Consider the following 14649-nt stretch of genomic DNA (forward strand, 5'->3'; position numbering starts at 1 on the left):
GTCACGTGCGGTGCCTTTCGGAGGGGACGGACGGTCGGCGGCGCGCGGGTCCGCGCGCCGCCGACCGCGAGGTCACTGTGCGTCGATGACGCCCTGGACGTTCGTCTGCGCGTCGGCGAGGAGCGCGTCGATGTCGGCGTTCTTGTCCGTCAGGACGGCCTGGACGACCGGGTCGAGCGCGGCGTACATGTCCTGCGTCGCCACCGGCGGCTCGGCCGCGAGCGGCTGGTCGTAGATGTGGTCGCTGTAGGGCTTGAACTGCTCGAGCGGGACGTTGATGTAGTCCTTGATCCACTCCTGCGTCTTGTCGTAGGTCGCCTTGTCGAAGACCGGCAGCACCGGCGCCCCGACCGGCTGGTCGGCGTCGGCCGTGGTCTTCGCCTCCTGGACGGCGGCGTCCTGCTCGGTCAGCTTCTCCATGTAGTAGAAGTCGATCCACTTGACGGCGGCCGCCTGCTCCGCGGGCTCCGCCTTGGCGCTGACCGCGGCGAGGGTGCCGCCGCCGAGGACCGCGCCGTCGTCGCCCTCCAGCGGGACGACGGTGACGCCGTAGTCGTCCGCCGGCATCGCGTTCTGCGTGACGAGGTTGCCGTAGTCGCCGCCGCCGGAGATGAACATACCGATCTTCCCGGCCGCGAAGTCCGCGTGGCTGCTCGCCCAGTCGTAGGAGAACTCGCTGCCCATCGACTTGTCGTCCCAGCGCATCTGCTGGAGCATCTCCAGCGCCTTCTTGTACTCCGGCGTGTCGACGCTCGCCTTGACGGCGTCCCCCTCGCCGGTCTCGCCCCGACCGCCGAGCGCGTAGACGAGGGTGGTCAGGATCCAGCCGCCGGTGTTGGAGGCGGTCATCTCGGCGTAGCCGGCCTGGCCGGTCGCGTCGGAGATCTTCTTGGCCGCGTCGCGGACGCCGTCCCACGTGGTCGGCGGGTTGTCGGGATCCAGGCCGGCCTTCTCGAAGAGCGCGCGGTTGTAGTGGATGCCCTGGCCGTAGGCCGCGATGGGCACCGCCCACTGGCTGCCGTCCTCGGCCTGGCCCGCGGCGGCCACCGTGTCGCTGAAGTCGTTCGCGTAGGGCAGGTCCGCCACGAGCTTCGAGACGTCGGCGATCTGCTGCCGCTCGATCAGGCCGCGCCCGTCGGTGAACGGCACGGTGAAGACGTCGGGAAGCGTGCCACCGGCGAGGTCCGCCGTGAAGGTCGTGCCGACCCAGGTGTACTCCTGGGGCTCGACCGTGATGGTCGGGTTCGCCTTCTCGAACTGGTCGACACGGGCGTTGAACGCGTCCTTCGCGCCCTGCTCGAGCCCCTCGTCCATGGCGACCTGGATCGTCACGGGCTGGTCGTTCGCGGCTGACGCGCCGTCGCCCGAGCCGGTGCCGTCGTCGTCGTTCGAGGAGCTGCAGGCCGCGAGCCCCGTCAGGGAGAGCGCGCCCACGAGCGTGAGGGCCAGTGTCCTGCGTGATGACTTCATCGTCACTCCTTGGTGGTGGTCCGCCCCCGGTGCCGGGTGCGGGTCGTGTCTGCTAGGTGGTCGTTCGGTACCAGGCGCTCGCGTCGCTGGGCAGCGCCCCGTCGTCGAGCTCCGCGCTCGCGAGGAGCAGGTCGGCGTCGTCGGGCAGCGGGAGCGGCCCGGCGCCGAGGTTCGTCACGGAGACGACGTCGCCGCGGGAGAAGGCGATGACGTCCTCGGACGCCCCGGGCAGCTCCACCCACGAAAGGTCGGCGGAGCGCAGCCCGGGCTCGCTGCGGCGGAGCGCCAGGGCAGCGCGGTACAGCGAGAGCATCGACGCCGGATCGGCGGCCTCCGCCTCGGCGGACCAGCGCCCCCAGCCCTCGGGCTGAGGGAGCCACGGCGGGGCCGCGCCGTCGGGCGAGAAGCCGTGGCTGTCGCCCCCGACGGTCCAGGGCAGCGGGACCCGGCAGCCGTCCCGGCCCGGGTCGACGCCCCCGGAGCGGAAGTGCATCGGGTCCTGGATCGCGTCGCGGGGCAGGTCCTCGACCTCGGGGAGCCCGAGCTCGTCGCCCTGGTAGACGTACAGCGAGCCCGGCAGCGCCGCCGTGAGCAGGGCGGCGGCCCGCGCGCGCCGCTCGCCGAGGGCGAGGTCGGTCGGCGTCCCGAACCGCTTGGCGGCGAAGTCGAACGAGCTGTCCTCGCGGCCGTAGCGCGTCACGGGCCGGGTGATGTCGTGGTTCGAGAGCACCCATGTGGCCGGGGCGCCCACCGGGGCGTGCGCCGCGAGCGTCGCCGAGATCGCGGCGCGCAGCTCCTTGGCGTCCCACGGGCGCGTCATGAGGTCGAAGTTGAAGGCCGTGTGCATCTCGTCGGGCCGCAGGTACATCGCGAACCGCTGCACGTCCGGCAGCCAGATCTCCCCGACGAGCACGCGGGGCTCCGCGTAGGAGTCGGCGACGGCGCGCCAGCCGCGGTAGACGTCGTGCAGCTCGTCGCGGTCGAGGTGGGGGTGCTCCCCCGGGCCGAACCCCTCGGGCACCTCGGGCAGCGCCGGGTCCTTGACGGGCAGGGCGGCGGAGTCGATGCGGATGCCGGCGGCGCCGCGGTCGAACCAGAACCGCAGGACGTCCTCGTGCTCGCGGCGCACGTCCGGCGAGGACCAGTTGAGGTCGGGCTGCTCGGGGGTGAACAGGTGCAGGTACCACTGGCCCGGCGTCCCGTCGGGGTCCGTGGTGCGCGTCCACGTGGTGCCCTGGAAGCTGGACTCCCACCGGGTCGGCATCTCGTCGCCCCCGGGCCCCTTTCCGTCGCGGAACCAGAACCGCTCGCGCTCCGGCGAGCCCGGCCCGGCGGCGAGCGCCGCCCGGAACCACTCGTGCTCGGCGGAGACGTGGTTGGGGACGACGTCGACGATGGTCCGGATCCCGAGGTCCCGCGCCTCCGCGATCAGCGCCTCGGCCTCCTCGAGGGTGCCGAACGCCGGGTCGATGGTGCGGTAGTCCTGGACGTCGTAGCCGCCGTCGGCCAGCGGGGACAGGTACCAGGGCGTGAACCAGACGGCGTCGACGCCGAGGTCGCGCAGGTAGGGCAGGTGGCGGCGGACGCCGGCGAGGTCGCCGGTGCCGTCACCGTCGCCGTCCGCGAAGCTGCGCGGGTACACCTGGTAGATGACGGCGTTGCGCCACCACTCGTCGGCCGCCGGGCTGGTGCTCGTCAAGGCGCCTGACCTCTCCTCCGTCACGGGACGGGCCGGCCGGCGCCGGGCCCGTCGTCGGGCGCCGGGGCGGATGACCTCGTCGTCTGGGTGTGACAGTAATCACCGGACAGGATCAACGCAAGAACTCGACACCACCGTTACCGAACCGCGACCTGATGACTGCAGGAAGGGAGCGATCGACCGCGGGTGCCGCGCGGGCGCAGCCTGTCGGGGCCGCCGCGTCAGGCGCGCGCGGGCGCGGGGGCTGCCGCGGTGGAGCGCCGCACCACGAGCTCGGGCTCGAACAGCAGCTCGTCGCGCGAGACCTCGCCGCCCGCGATCATCGCGGCCAGCAGGTCGACGGCGGCGCGGCCCATCGCGTCGATGGGCTGGCGCACCGTCGTCAGCGCCGGGTCCGTCGAGTTCATCAGCGCGGAGTCGTCGTAGCCCACCACGGACACGTCCCGGGGCACGTCGAGCCCCGCGCGGCGCACGGCGCGGATCGCGCCGAGCGCGAGGGGGTCGCTCGCGCACACGATCGCGGTCACGCCGTGCTCGAGCAGGCGGTTCGCCGCGGCCTGCCCGCTCTCGAGCGAGTACTGGCTGTGCACCACCAGGCGCGGGTCGATCTCCATGCCGCGGGCCTGCGCGAAGGCCTTCGCGGCCGCGACCTTGCGCTCCGACGGCACGTGGTCCGCCGGGCCCAGCAGCAGCCCCACGCGGGTGTGCCCCATGGAGATCACGTGGTCCAGCGCCTGGTGCACGGCCACGAGGTCGTCGCACGAGACGTGCGGGAAGTCGAGCGTCTCGATCGACGCGTTGATCAGCACGGCGGGCAGCTTGAGGGCGGACAGCCGCTCGTAGTGCGAGTGGTCGGCCTCCCGCTCCGCGTACAGGCCGCCGGCGAAGATGACGCCCGAGACGTGCTGGGCGAGCAGCAGGTCGATGTACTCGGCCTCCGTGATGCCGCCCGCGCTGCGCGTGCACAGGACGGGGGTGAACCCCTGCTGCGCGAGGGCGCCGCCCACGACCTCGGCGAACGCCGGGAAGATCGGGTTCACCAGCTCGGGCAGGACCAGCCCCACGAGCCGGCTGCGCTCGCCGCGCAGCTTGGTGGGCCGCTCGTAGCCGAGGACGTCGAGCGCCGTGAGGACCGCGTCACGGGTGGCCTGGGAGACCCCGGGCTTGCCGTTCAGGACGCGGCTGACGGTGGCCTCGCTGACCCCGACCTTCGTGGCGACCTCGGCCAGACGTCTCGACATGCCGGCAACTATACGCACGGACGCAAGCCGCTTGCGCGATTTGCAAGCGCCGGCAAGCGCCGGTCAGCGGCCGAGCCGGCGCTCCCGCGCGCCGAAGGCCCGCAGCGCCCGCAGGTAGTCCACGCGCCGAAAGTCGGGCCAGAACGCCTCGCAGAAGTAGAACTCCGACGTCGCGCTCTGCCAGAGCAGGAACCCGCCGAGGCGCTGCTCGCCCGACGTGCGGATCAGGAGCTCGGGGTCCGGCTGGCCCTTGGTGTACAGGTGCGCCTCGATGTGCTCGACGTCGAGCGTCTGCGCCAGGTGCTCGAGCGACCCGCCGGACGCCGCCTCGTCGCGCAGGACGGCGCGCACGGCGTCGGCGATCTCGTGACGCCCCCCGTACCCGATCGCGACGTTGACGTGCAGCCCGTCCACCTCCGCGGTGCGGGCCTCGGCGGCGCGCAGCGCGGCGGTCGTGCGCTCCGGGAGCAGGTCGAGGCGCCCGACGACGCGCACCCGCCACCGACCGGTCTCGGCCAGCCCGCGGACGGCGTCCTCGATGATGTCGAGCAGCGCCTCGAGCTCGTCCTGGGAGCGGGAGAGGTTGTCGGTCGAGAGCATCCAGAGGGTGACGACCTCGATCCCGAGGTCCTCCGTCCAGCCCAGGAACTCCTGGATCTTGTCGGCCCCCCGGCGGTGGCCGTGGGCGGCGGGCTCCCCGAACGAGCGCGCCCAGCGCCGGTTGCCGTCGAGGATGACGCCGACGTGGCGGGGCACGGCGGTCGGGTCGAGGGCGGCGGCGAGCCGTCGTTCGTACAGGGCGTACAACGGCTGCGGCAGGCGCACGACTCTCCTCGGCAGAACTCCACGACGGTCGCGCTCACGCTACCGGACGGCGCCCCGGGTCCGAACCTACGGTTGCGTAACCTACGATGGCGTAGGTACGCGTGGTCACGCGTAGGTACGGCCGCCGACCCGAGGAGCACCCGTGGCACCCGCATCCCCCGGCCTCGCCGACGTCGTCAAGCCCCACCTGCGCGGCTGGATCCACGCCGGCACCTTCCCGCTCGCCCTGGTCGCGAGCATCGTGCTCGTCGCCCTCGCGCCCACCACGGCGGGCAAGGTCTCCTGCGCCGTGTTCGGGGTCTCGGCGTGCCTGCTGTTCGGCACGAGCGCCGTCTACCACCGCGGCACCTGGTCGCCACGGGTCGCCGCGATCCTGCGCCGCGCGGACCACTCGAACATCTTCCTCATCATCGCCGGCACGTACACGCCGCTGGCGGTGCTGCTGCTGCCGCCCGACCAGGCGAAGGTGCTGCTCGTCCTCGTCTGGGCGGGCGCCCTGCTCGGGCTCGCCGCGCGCATCGTCTGGCTGAACGCCCCGCGCTGGGTCTACGTCCCCGTCTACGTCGCGCTCGGCTGGGTCGCCGTCGGCTACATGGGGCGCTTCTGGGCGACGGGCGGACCGGCCGTCGTCTGGCTGCTCGCCGTGGGCGGCCTGGCCTACACCGTCGGCGCCGTCGTCTACGCCACCCGCCGGCCCGACCCGAGCCCCCGCTGGTTCGGGTTCCACGAGGTCTTCCACGCGCTGACCGTGATCGGCTTCGGGTGCCACTTCGCCGCGATCGCGGTCGCGGTGGCCGTCACGTCCTGAGGCCGGGCTCCCGGGGGACGACGGCGTAGCGCCGGTTCGCGAGCGACGGGTTCCGCTCCCGCACCCCGGCCAGCAGCGAAGGGTCCAGGTCGACGGTGCGGACCTCCGGGCCGTCGCCCAGCTCGAGCCCGACCTGCCCGTCGGGCCCGACGAGCAACGAGTGCCCGACGACGCCGCGCCCCGCCTGGCCGACGGCGAGCACGACGGCAGTGTTCTCGATCGCGCGGGCGGCCGCCAGGGTGCGCCAGTGCTCGAGCTTGAGGGGGCCGCTCGCCCACGCGGCCGGCACGACGAGGACGTCCGCACCGGCGTCGACGAGCCGGCGGGCCGACTCGGGGAACCGCAGGTCGTAGCAGGTCATCACGCCGAGGCGCACGGCGCCGACGTCGAGCACCAGCGGCGGCGCTTCCGCGGGGCCCGGCTCGATCCGGTCCGACTCGCGGTGGCCGAACGCGTCGTACAGGTGCACCTTGCGGTACGTGCCGACGAGGCGTCCGGTCGCGTCGACGGCGACGACGGTGTTCACCGCGTGCTCCGCGTCGCTCCCGGGGACGAGGGTCCCGGCGACCACGGCGAGCCCGTGCGCGCGGGCCTGCTCGCGCAGGAACGTCACGAACGGCCCGTCGAGCGGCTCGGCGTGCTCGGGCCCCACCCCGTCCGGGTCGAACGCCGAGGAGTACTCGGGCAGCACGAGCACCTGGCTGCGCAGGGACGCGGCCGCGCGGACGGCGTTGCGCACGACGTGCCGGTTCGCCGCGGCGTCGTCGGACACCGCGAGCTGGGCGACCGTGACGCGCACGGGGGGTACGGGAGGCACAGCGCTCACGTCAGCCCCGCTCGCCCGGCGACCCGTCGCTGCCGCCGGGACCGGCAGTGCCGGCGGCGTCGTCGCTCCCGCCGGACACGTCCTCGGCGGAACCCGCCACCGGGTCGCCCGCGGCGGCCCTGAGCTCCTCGTTGTGCCGCACGCGGCGCAGGTGCTTGGTCAGCGAGAGGAAGAGCAGCACCGCCGCGAGGGCGACCGCGAAGATCGCGAGGAACCCGACGAGCCCCGGCGAGACGTCGTACGGCGAGAGCTCCGGCTTGAGCGGGCCGGGCGTCGGGGACGGGCTCGGCGCCGCCACGGCGACCCAGCGGCCGACGAGCCCGGTCGTCAGCCCGGCCGTCAGGGCGATCACGCGGCGTCCGCCGTGCCGGGGCCGACGCCGGGACGCACGCCCGCGAAGAGGTCGGTCTCGAAGCCCTCGGCGGGGAGCGTGGAGCCGACCCGCGAGCGGGCCAGCTCGTACTCCTCCCACGGCCAGACGTCGATCTCCAGGTCGCGCGGCACCGCGAAGAAGAAGCCGTCCGGGTCGATCTGCGTGGCGTGCGCGCGCAGGGCGTCGTCGCGCCGGTCGAGGAAGTCGCTGACCTCGATGCGGGTCGTGACCTCGCGCTCGGGGATCTCCCGGGCCGCGCGCGACTCGACCCACTCGCCGAACGGCGACTCGAGGCCGGCGCCCTGCATCGCCTCGTGCACCGCGCGGATGCGGCCCATGGAGAACCCGTGGTTGTAGTAGAGCTTCGCGGGCGTCCAGGGCGCCGCGCCGCCGTCGACCACGTAGCGGTCCGGGTCCCCGGCCGCGTCGAACGCGACCACGGCGACCTCGTGCGAGCGGATGTGGTCCGGGTGCGGGTAGCCGCCCGACGGGTCGTAGGCGGTGATCACGTGCGGACGGAACCGGCGCACCGACTCGACGAGCGGGGCCGCGGCGTCCTCCAGCGGGACCAGGGCGAAGCAGCCCTCGGGCAGCGGGGGCAGCGGGTCGCCCTCGGGCAGCCCCGAGTCGACGAACCCGAGCCACTCCTGGCGCACGCCCAGGGCGGCCGCGGCCGCCGCCATCTCCTCGCGGCGCAGCGCGGCCATCTCCTCGATGGTGTCCGGTCCAGGACCGAACGACGGGTTGAGGATGTCGCCGCGCTCGCCGCCGGTGCAGGTCACGACGAGCACCTCGACGCCCTCGGTGACGTAGCGGGCCATCGTGCCCGCGCCCTTGCTCGACTCGTCGTCCGGGTGGGCGTGCACCGCCATGAGCCGCAGCGGCTCGCCCGGGGCGGGCGGCGCGACCTCGACGAGCGAGGCGCTGCCCGTCGGGTCGGTGCTGTCGGTGTGCGGCGTTCCGGCCGTCTCGGCCACGGGGTCCTCCGGGTATCGGTGTGACAATGGTGCGGAGCAGGTGCTGACCCCATGATCGCGCATCCGCGACGTGCACCGCACACCCCCGACCCCGGTGGAGCCCATGACCCAGCACGACCTGAGCACCGACGACCTGCCCGCCGGACGGTACGGCCCGGCGACGCGCGGCCCGCGGCGGCGGGTGCGTCTCGGCAGGTTCCACGTGCCGGTCACGGCCCTGGTGCTCGCGGCGCTCGTGGTGCTCGGGACGCTCGCCGTCGCCTGGCTCTCGGCGGAGAACGCCAAGGACTCCGTCGACTGGCAGGACGTCGGGTTCTCGATCCAGGGGCCCGAGCAGGTCGACTCGACCTTCGACGTCACCATGGCCCCGGGGACGACGGCGGTGTGCACGGTCCAGGCCCTCGACCCCGGTTTCGCGGAGGTCGGGTCGCTCGACGTCACGGTCGGCCCGAACCCGACGCGCACGGCGCGCTACACGGTCTCCGTCTCCACCTCCCAGGAGGCCACGACGGCGGTCGTCAAGACCTGCGACGCGCAGGACTGACAGGGCTGAGCTGGGCGCGCTCACCGTCGTCGGCCCCGGCGTTTGCTAGCCTGAGGGATTCAGTTGCCGCCTCGTTCCGCGAACCCCACCCGTCCTGGTCGGGACGGGTGCGCCCCCGTGCACCGACGAACGACTGGTTCGACGAACGACAGAAAGGAGCGAACCGTGACCGAGACCAACGTCACCTGGCTGACCCAGGAGGCATACGACAGGCTGCAGGCCGAGTTGGCTCACCTCAGCGGCGAGGGCCGCGCCGAGATCGCCGAGCGCATCGCCGCCGCCCGCGACGAGGGCGACCTCAAGGAGAACGGCGGCTACCACGCCGCGCGCGAGGAGCAGGCGAAGAACGAGGCCCGCGTCCGCGAGCTCACCGAGAAGCTGCGCAGCGTGCAGGTCGGCACCCCCAAGGACGACGGCAAGGTCGAGGCCGGCATGGTCGTGACCGCCAAGGTCGGGGGCGACCCGATGACGTTCCTGCTCGGCTCGCGCGAGATCGGCGAGGGCACGGACCTGCGCGTCTACTCGCCCACGTCGCCGCTCGGTGCCGCCATCGACGGCCGCGCCGTCGGGGACACCACCTCCTACGAGGCACCCACCGGCGCGAACATCGCCGTCGAGATCCTCGAGGCCAAGCCCTACACGGGCTGAGGCCTACACGGGCTGACCGCACTGCGCGAGGCGCCGCCCGAGATACCGGCGGTCGACGTCGCGCTCGGCCACGGCGAGGGCCCGCGCGTACTGCGCGCGGGCCTCGTCGAGCCGCCCGGCGCGGCGCAGCAGGTCGGCGCGCACGGCTGGCAGCAGCCGGTAGCCGGCGAGCGCCGGGTCGTCCGCCAGGGCGTCGACCGCGGCGAGACCCGCCTCCGGGCCGTCCCGCATCCCGAGCGCGACGGCCCGGTTGAGCCCGACGACGGGCGAGCCGGTCATGGCGAGCAGCACGTCGTACAGGCCCACGACCTCGGCCCAGTCGGTCTGGGCGGCCGACGCCGCGTGCGCGTGCGTCGCGGCGATCGCGGCCTGCACCTGGTACGGGCCGGGGCGGCGCGCGGCGAGGGCCCGGTCGAGCTCGGCGGTGCCGGCTGCGACCTCGTCGGTGCGCCACGTGCCGCGGTCCTGCTCCTCGAGGGTGAGCAGCTCCCCGGCGGCGTCCGTGCGGGCGTCGCGGCGCGCGTGCTGCAGCAGCACCAGGGCCAGCAGGCCGCGCGCCTCCGGGTCGTCGGGCAGCAGCGCGGCGACGGTCCGGGCGAGCCCGACGGCGTCGTCCGCCAGCGCCCGCTGCTCCGGGCCCCCGGTGGCGGGGTCCGGGTCCGCCCAGGCGTCGTACCCCTCGGTGAAGAGCAGGTACACCACCGCGAGCACGGCCTCGGTCCGCTCGGGCAGCATCTCGCGCGGCGGCACGCGGAAGCGGATCCCGGCGTTCCGGATCTTGCGCTTGGCGCGCGTGATCCGCTGGGCCATCGTCGCCTCGGGGACGAGGAAGACGCGGGCGATCTGCGCCGTCGTCATCCCGGTCAGGGACCGCAGGGTCAGCGCGACGCGGCCCTCGAGCGGGAGCGCCGGGTGGCAGCACGTGAACACGAGGCGCAGCAGGTCGGCGGCGGCGTCATCGGCGACCCAGGCCCCGTCGTCGTCGGACCCGTCATCGTCGGTCCCGTCGGTCCCGTCGGTCCCGTCGACCGTCGCGCCGTCCATACGGTCGAGTCCGTCGAGCCGCGCCGCGGCGTGCGTCTTCGTCGTCTCGACGGCCCGGCGGCGCAGCACGTCGAGCGCGACCCGACGGGCGGTCGTGGTGAGCCAGGCGCCCGGGGCGCGCGGGACGCCGTCGGCCGGCCAGCGCACGACGGCGCGCGCGAACGCCTCCTGGGTCGCGTCCTCGGCGAGGTCGAGGTCGCCCGTGCCGCGCGCCACCGTGGCGAGCACCCGGGCCCGCTCGCCGCGGAAGGCGGCGGCGAGCGCGGCGCGGGCGTCCTCGTCCCCCACGTCAGTCCTTGCCGGACCAGAAGGGGCGCAGCTCGATCATCCCCACGTGCGCCATCGGGTGGGCGGCGGCGATGCCGATCGCCTCGTCGAGCCCGTCGGCCTCGATGATGTCGAACCCGGCGATCTGCTCCTTGGTCTCGGCGAAGGGGCCGTCCGTGACGACGAGGCGACCGTCGCGCACCCGCACGTCGGTCGCGTCCTGCGGGTCCCCGAGGCGCTCGCCCATGACCCGCGCGCCGCTGGCGTCGTTGCGGGCGGCCCACTCGTCGACGTCGGGCACGGTGCCGGCGGCAGGCTCGGGGGCCGTGGGGTCGGTCATCACCAGCATCAGGTAGCGCATGGGTCTCTCCTCCTGTGAGCGTTCGCGGCGGCCCGGTCGGGCGCCGTCACGGGGACGACGAACGGGAGGGCGTCAGATCGACACCCCGTTGCAGGGCTTCCGCGCGTCATGTCGCGACGACCAGGAACCCCGCGGCGCGGAGCCGGTCCACGAGCAGGTCGCAGTGGTCGGGGCCCTTGGTCTCGAGCTGCATCTGCACCCACGCCTCGTCGACGGCGAGGTCGATGTCGGTGCGCGTGTGGTCGATGTGCATGATGTTGCCGCCGACGCCGGCGATCACCTCGAGCAGCACGGCCAGCGACCCGGGGCGGTCGTCGAGGCGGACCCGCAGCTGCAGGTAGCGGCCCGCGGCGGCGAGCCCGTGGCGCAGGGCGCGCATCTGCACGTTCGGGTCCACGTTCCCGCCCGAGAGCACGGCCACGACCGGGCCCTCCAGCCCGGAGGGGTCGGCGAGCAGGGCCCCGACGCCGACGGCGCCCGCGGGCTCCACGACCAGCTTGGCGCGCTCGGCGACGAGCAGGAGGGCGCGGGCGATCTCGAGCTCGGGCACGGTGCGCACCTCGACGCCGAGCTCCGCGAGGACCTCGAACGGCACCCGGCCGGGGGTGCCCACCGCGATCCCGTCGGCCATCGTCGAGGACAGGCGGGCCGGCGTCGGGCGCCCCGCGGCGAGTGATCCCGGCCAGGACGCGGCCCGCTCGGCCTGGACCGCGACGACGCGGACGTGCGGGGCCGCGTCGGCCAGGGTCGCGGCGACGCCCGCGGTGAGCCCGCCACCGCCGAGGGGCACGAGGACGGTGCGCGCGTCGGGCACCTGCTCGGCGATCTCCAGGCCGACGGTGCCCTGGCCCGCGACGACGTCGGGGTGGTCGAACGGGTGGATCAGCACGGCCCCGCTGCGCGCGGCCTCGCCCGCTGCGGCGGCGAGCGTCTCGTCGACCGTGTCGCCCACGAGCCGCACCTCGGCGCCGTACTCGCGGGTCGCGGCGACCTTGGGCAGCGCGGCGTCCACCGGCATGTACACGACCGCCCGGATCCCCAGCTCGGCCGCGGCGAGGGCGACGCCCTGGGCGTGGTTGCCGGCGCTCGCCGCGACGACGCCGCGCGCCTTCTCCTGCGCGCTCAGGCGCGCCATGCGCACGTAGGCGCCGCGCACCTTGAACGAGCCGGAGCGCTGGAGGTTCTCGCACTTGAGGAGCACCGGGACGCCCGCGAGCGCGCTCAGGGCGCGCGACGTGTGCACCGGGGTGCGGTAGGCCACGCCGTCGAGCAGGCGGGCGGCGGCGCGGGCGTCGTCGGCGATCGCGCGGGCGTGCTGGGGGCGGCCGGTGCGCTCCGGGGAGGACGACGTCACGGTCGGAGGTCAGCCGTTCTCGTCGCCGCCGCGGCGGAAGCGCTCGCGCCACTCGGCCATGCGCTGGGCCGCCTCGGCGTCCTGCCACTGCGGGCGCGGGGCGCCCGTCTCGTTCGCGACGAGGAGCCCGATCTCGGAGCGGCGCACCATCACCGGGGTCTCGCCGTCCGAGGGCAGGACCTCCTCCCCGCGCAGGGTCAGGTGGTCCTCCTTCCCGAGCTCGGGGAACTTGTCGTGCCCGTGGAAGTAGAGGACGACGGTGTTCAGCACCGCGGCGATCGGCACCGCGAAGAGGGCGCCGACGATCCCGGCCGTGAAGCCGCCGGCCGCGACCGCGAGCAGGACCGCCACCGGGTGCAGCGAGAGGGCGTGGCCCATGAGGAACGGCTGCAGGAGGTGACCCTCGATCTGCTGCACCAGGAGCACGATGCCCAGCATGATCAGGGCCGTCACCCAGTCGTTCGCGACGAGGGCGACCAGCACGGCGACCGTGCCCGAGAGCACCGCGCCGACGACCGGGATGAACGCGCCGACGAACACGAGGATCGCCAGGGGCAGCGCGAGCGGTACGCCGAGGATCGCCGCACCGACGCCGATGCCGACGCTGTCGACGAACGCCACGAGGATCTGGGTGCGCGTGTACGCCGAGAGGGTGACGAAGCCGCGGCGTCCGGCCTGGTGGATCCGGTCGCGCGAGCGGGCCGGCATCAGGCCGACGATCCAGCCCCAGACGAGGCGGCCGTCGAGCAGGAAGAAGAACGTGCAGAAGAGGGCGATCAGGGCGCCCGTGAGCACGTGGCCGAGGGTCGTGGCCGCCCCGAGGGCGCCGGCGACGATCTGGCTCTGGTTCTTCGAGACGGCGGAGGTGATGTCGTCCGTGTAGGAGCTGAGCTGGCTGGCGTCGATGTGCAGCGGCCCGGAGGCGAGCCAGTCCACGAACTCGTTGAACCCGGCCTGCGCCTGGTCCGCGAGGTCCTGGAAGCCGCCCACGATGGAGCGTCCCGCCACCGTGACGAGGCCGGCGACGAGCACGAGCAGGGCGATCAGCGAGGTCCCGGCGGCCCAGCCGCGACGGAAGCGCAGGCGGCGCTCGAAGAAGTTGCGGACCGGCGTGAGCAGGACGGTCAGGAGGATCGCGACCGCGATGGGCACGACGATGACCTTGATGGTCCCGATGAGGTAGATACTCGCCGCGACGGCCCCGCCGATCACGAGCGCCCGCCACGACCACGAGGCGGCGGCGCGCACGGCCGGCGGGACGGCCTCCGCCTCCTGCTGACCGCCGACGATCGCGACGGGGACGTCGGCTCCCTCGGGCGCGGGGCGCTGGGGCACGGACGGACGACGACGACGGAAGAGGCTCACGTCGCCACCCTACGGCGGGGCGTCCTTCCTCACCGCGTCGGTGCGCAGCGCGTCGCACGCGCGCCGGGAACACCCGCCGGTGCGGGCCTGTTCTCCTGGCACGACCGGCGTCCCGCGACGGGACGCCCGGCACGACTCCCCGGCCGCGGCCGGGGCACAGGAGGTCTGGATGTTCGAGTCACTGTTCGGGTCGTCGCTCAGGTCCACGATGGTCACCGCGGACCGGGCGCTGCGCGGGCGCGGCGCTCCCCCGGAGCAGGTCCCCGCCGCGCACGCCGTGCTCGGCACCCCGCTGCAGGGACCGTGGCCCGAGGGGACGCGCGTGATCTACCTCGGCCTCGGGTGCTTCTGGGGCGCGGAGAAGGAGTTCTGGCGCCTGCCGGGCGTGGTGACGACGGCGGTCGGGTACCAGGGCGGGTTCACGCCCCACCCGACGTACGAGGAGGTGTGCACCGCGCGGACCGGACACGCCGAGACCGTGATGGTCGCCTACGACCCCGCGAAGGTCTCGGACGCCGAGGTCCTCGCGGCGTTCTGGGAGGCACACGACCCGACCCAGGGGTACCGGCAGGGCAACGACGTCGGCACCCAGTACCGGTCCGCCGTGTACTGGACGACGCCCGAGCAGGAGAAGGCGGCGCGGGCGACCTCGGCCGCGTTCGCGAAGGGCCTCGCGGAGAAGGGCTTCGGGGCCATCACGACCGAGCTCCGCTCCGCCGAGGAGGCCGGGCCCTTCTACTACGCCGAGGGGTACCACCAGCAGTACCTGTACAAGAACCCGAACGGCTACTGCCCGGTGCACTCCACCGGCGTGGCCTGCCGGGTGCCCGACGACGTCTGAGTCGGC

At 74.2% G+C, this 14649-nt stretch carries 15 protein-coding genes; 4 read left to right on the forward strand and 11 right to left on the reverse strand.

The window, feature by feature from the left end; all coding sequences use genetic code 11:
* Window positions 1–72: 72 nt before the first annotated feature.
* The 4 genes from EDF32_RS02565 to EDF32_RS02580 form a co-directional block, all read right to left on the reverse strand.
* On the reverse strand, window positions 73–1470 hold the full coding sequence (locus EDF32_RS02565; RefSeq protein ID WP_123306954.1) for an ABC transporter substrate-binding protein: 1398 nt from the start codon (window positions 1468–1470) through the stop codon (window positions 73–75).
* A 52-nt stretch (window positions 1471–1522) separates the two neighbouring features.
* Window positions 1523–3169: an alpha-amylase family glycosyl hydrolase gene (locus tag EDF32_RS02570; RefSeq protein ID WP_199734794.1), complete on the reverse strand. Its 1647-nt coding sequence runs from the start codon at window positions 3167–3169 to the stop codon at window positions 1523–1525.
* 221 nt (window positions 3170–3390) lie between these two features.
* A complete protein-coding gene (locus EDF32_RS02575; protein WP_123306956.1) occupies window positions 3391–4410 on the reverse strand; it encodes a LacI family DNA-binding transcriptional regulator in 1020 nt (339 codons plus the stop codon).
* Window positions 4411–4473: 63 nt separating this feature from the next.
* Window positions 4474–5235: an isoprenyl transferase gene (locus EDF32_RS02580; protein ID WP_123306957.1), complete on the reverse strand. Its 762-nt coding sequence runs from the start codon at window positions 5233–5235 to the stop codon at window positions 4474–4476.
* Window positions 5236–5377: 142 nt separating this feature from the next.
* Here EDF32_RS02580 and EDF32_RS02585 point away from each other — a divergent pair, with 142 nt between their 5' ends.
* Complete coding sequence (locus EDF32_RS02585) at window positions 5378–6043, forward strand: hemolysin III family protein (RefSeq protein ID WP_123306958.1); 666 nt, start codon at window positions 5378–5380, stop codon at window positions 6041–6043.
* Here the strand turns inward: EDF32_RS02585 and EDF32_RS02590 are convergent.
* Genes EDF32_RS02590 through mca form a run of 3 tightly spaced genes read right to left on the reverse strand, consistent with a single transcriptional unit; the run spans window position 6033 to window position 8114 of the window.
* On the reverse strand, window positions 6033–6842 hold the full coding sequence (locus EDF32_RS02590; protein WP_123306959.1) for a carbon-nitrogen hydrolase family protein: 810 nt from the start codon (window positions 6840–6842) through the stop codon (window positions 6033–6035). The genes EDF32_RS02585 and EDF32_RS02590 overlap by 11 nt on opposite strands.
* 28 nt (window positions 6843–6870) lie before the next feature.
* Window positions 6871–7221: a hypothetical protein gene (locus EDF32_RS02595; protein ID WP_123306960.1), complete on the reverse strand. Its 351-nt coding sequence runs from the start codon at window positions 7219–7221 to the stop codon at window positions 6871–6873.
* Window positions 7218–8114, reverse strand: coding sequence for a mycothiol conjugate amidase Mca (gene mca, locus EDF32_RS02600; protein WP_123307235.1), 897 nt, complete (start codon window positions 8112–8114; stop codon window positions 7218–7220). The genes EDF32_RS02595 and mca overlap by 4 nt, the downstream gene beginning before the upstream one ends.
* Before the next feature lie 208 nt (window positions 8115–8322).
* Here mca and EDF32_RS02605 point away from each other — a divergent pair, with 208 nt between their 5' ends.
* Together EDF32_RS02605 and greA are read left to right on the forward strand one after the other, a co-directional pair.
* A complete protein-coding gene (locus EDF32_RS02605) occupies window positions 8323–8763 on the forward strand; it encodes a DUF4307 domain-containing protein (protein WP_123306961.1) in 441 nt (146 codons plus the stop codon).
* Between the two features lie 165 nt (window positions 8764–8928).
* Entirely contained in the window at window positions 8929–9411 is a 483-nt protein-coding gene (gene greA / locus EDF32_RS02610; protein ID WP_123306962.1) for a transcription elongation factor GreA, read from the forward strand.
* Between the two features lie 3 nt (window positions 9412–9414).
* Here the strand turns inward: greA and EDF32_RS02615 are convergent, their stop codons facing one another.
* The 4 genes from EDF32_RS02615 to EDF32_RS02630 form a co-directional block, all read right to left on the reverse strand.
* A complete protein-coding gene (locus EDF32_RS02615) occupies window positions 9415–10743 on the reverse strand; it encodes an RNA polymerase sigma factor (RefSeq protein ID WP_123306963.1) in 1329 nt (442 codons plus the stop codon).
* Between the two features lies 1 nt (window position 10744).
* Window positions 10745–11083 carry a YciI family protein gene (locus tag EDF32_RS02620; RefSeq protein ID WP_123306964.1) on the reverse strand — a complete coding sequence of 113 codons (339 nt, stop codon included), beginning with the start codon at window positions 11081–11083 and terminating at the stop codon, window positions 10745–10747.
* Window positions 11084–11189: 106 nt separating this feature from the next.
* On the reverse strand, window positions 11190–12437 hold the full coding sequence (ilvA, locus tag EDF32_RS02625; RefSeq protein WP_233565641.1) for a threonine ammonia-lyase: 1248 nt from the start codon (window positions 12435–12437) through the stop codon (window positions 11190–11192).
* A gap of 9 nt (window positions 12438–12446) precedes the next feature.
* On the reverse strand, window positions 12447–13802 hold the full coding sequence (locus EDF32_RS02630; protein WP_370449893.1) for an AI-2E family transporter: 1356 nt from the start codon (window positions 13800–13802) through the stop codon (window positions 12447–12449).
* Between the two features lie 169 nt (window positions 13803–13971).
* On the opposite strand from EDF32_RS02630, the gene msrA reads away from it, so the two are divergent.
* On the forward strand, window positions 13972–14643 hold the full coding sequence (gene msrA / locus EDF32_RS02635; protein ID WP_123306965.1) for a peptide-methionine (S)-S-oxide reductase MsrA: 672 nt from the start codon (window positions 13972–13974) through the stop codon (window positions 14641–14643).
* The last annotated feature ends 6 nt before the right edge of the window (window positions 14644–14649 follow it).

Source organism: Cellulomonas sp. PhB143 (genome assembly GCF_003752595.1).
Taxonomy (GTDB): Bacteria; Actinomycetota; Actinomycetes; order Actinomycetales; family Cellulomonadaceae; genus Paraoerskovia.

Excerpts from the sequence above, each read along its gene's own strand:
- EDF32_RS02605 (WP_123306961.1), top strand. The coding sequence starts at position 8,323 with ATGACCCAGCACGACCTGAGCACCGACGACCTGCCCGCCGGACGGTAC.
- mca (WP_123307235.1), bottom strand. The coding sequence starts at position 8,114 with ATGGCGGTGCACGCCCACCCGGACGACGAGTCGAGCAAGGGCGCGGGC.
- EDF32_RS02565 (WP_123306954.1), bottom strand. The coding sequence starts at position 1,470 with ATGAAGTCATCACGCAGGACACTGGCCCTCACGCTCGTGGGCGCGCTC.
- EDF32_RS02575 (WP_123306956.1), bottom strand. The coding sequence starts at position 4,410 with ATGTCGAGACGTCTGGCCGAGGTCGCCACGAAGGTCGGGGTCAGCGAG.
- msrA (WP_123306965.1), top strand. The coding sequence starts at position 13,972 with ATGTTCGAGTCACTGTTCGGGTCGTCGCTCAGGTCCACGATGGTCACC.
- EDF32_RS02620 (WP_123306964.1), bottom strand. The coding sequence starts at position 11,083 with ATGCGCTACCTGATGCTGGTGATGACCGACCCCACGGCCCCCGAGCCT.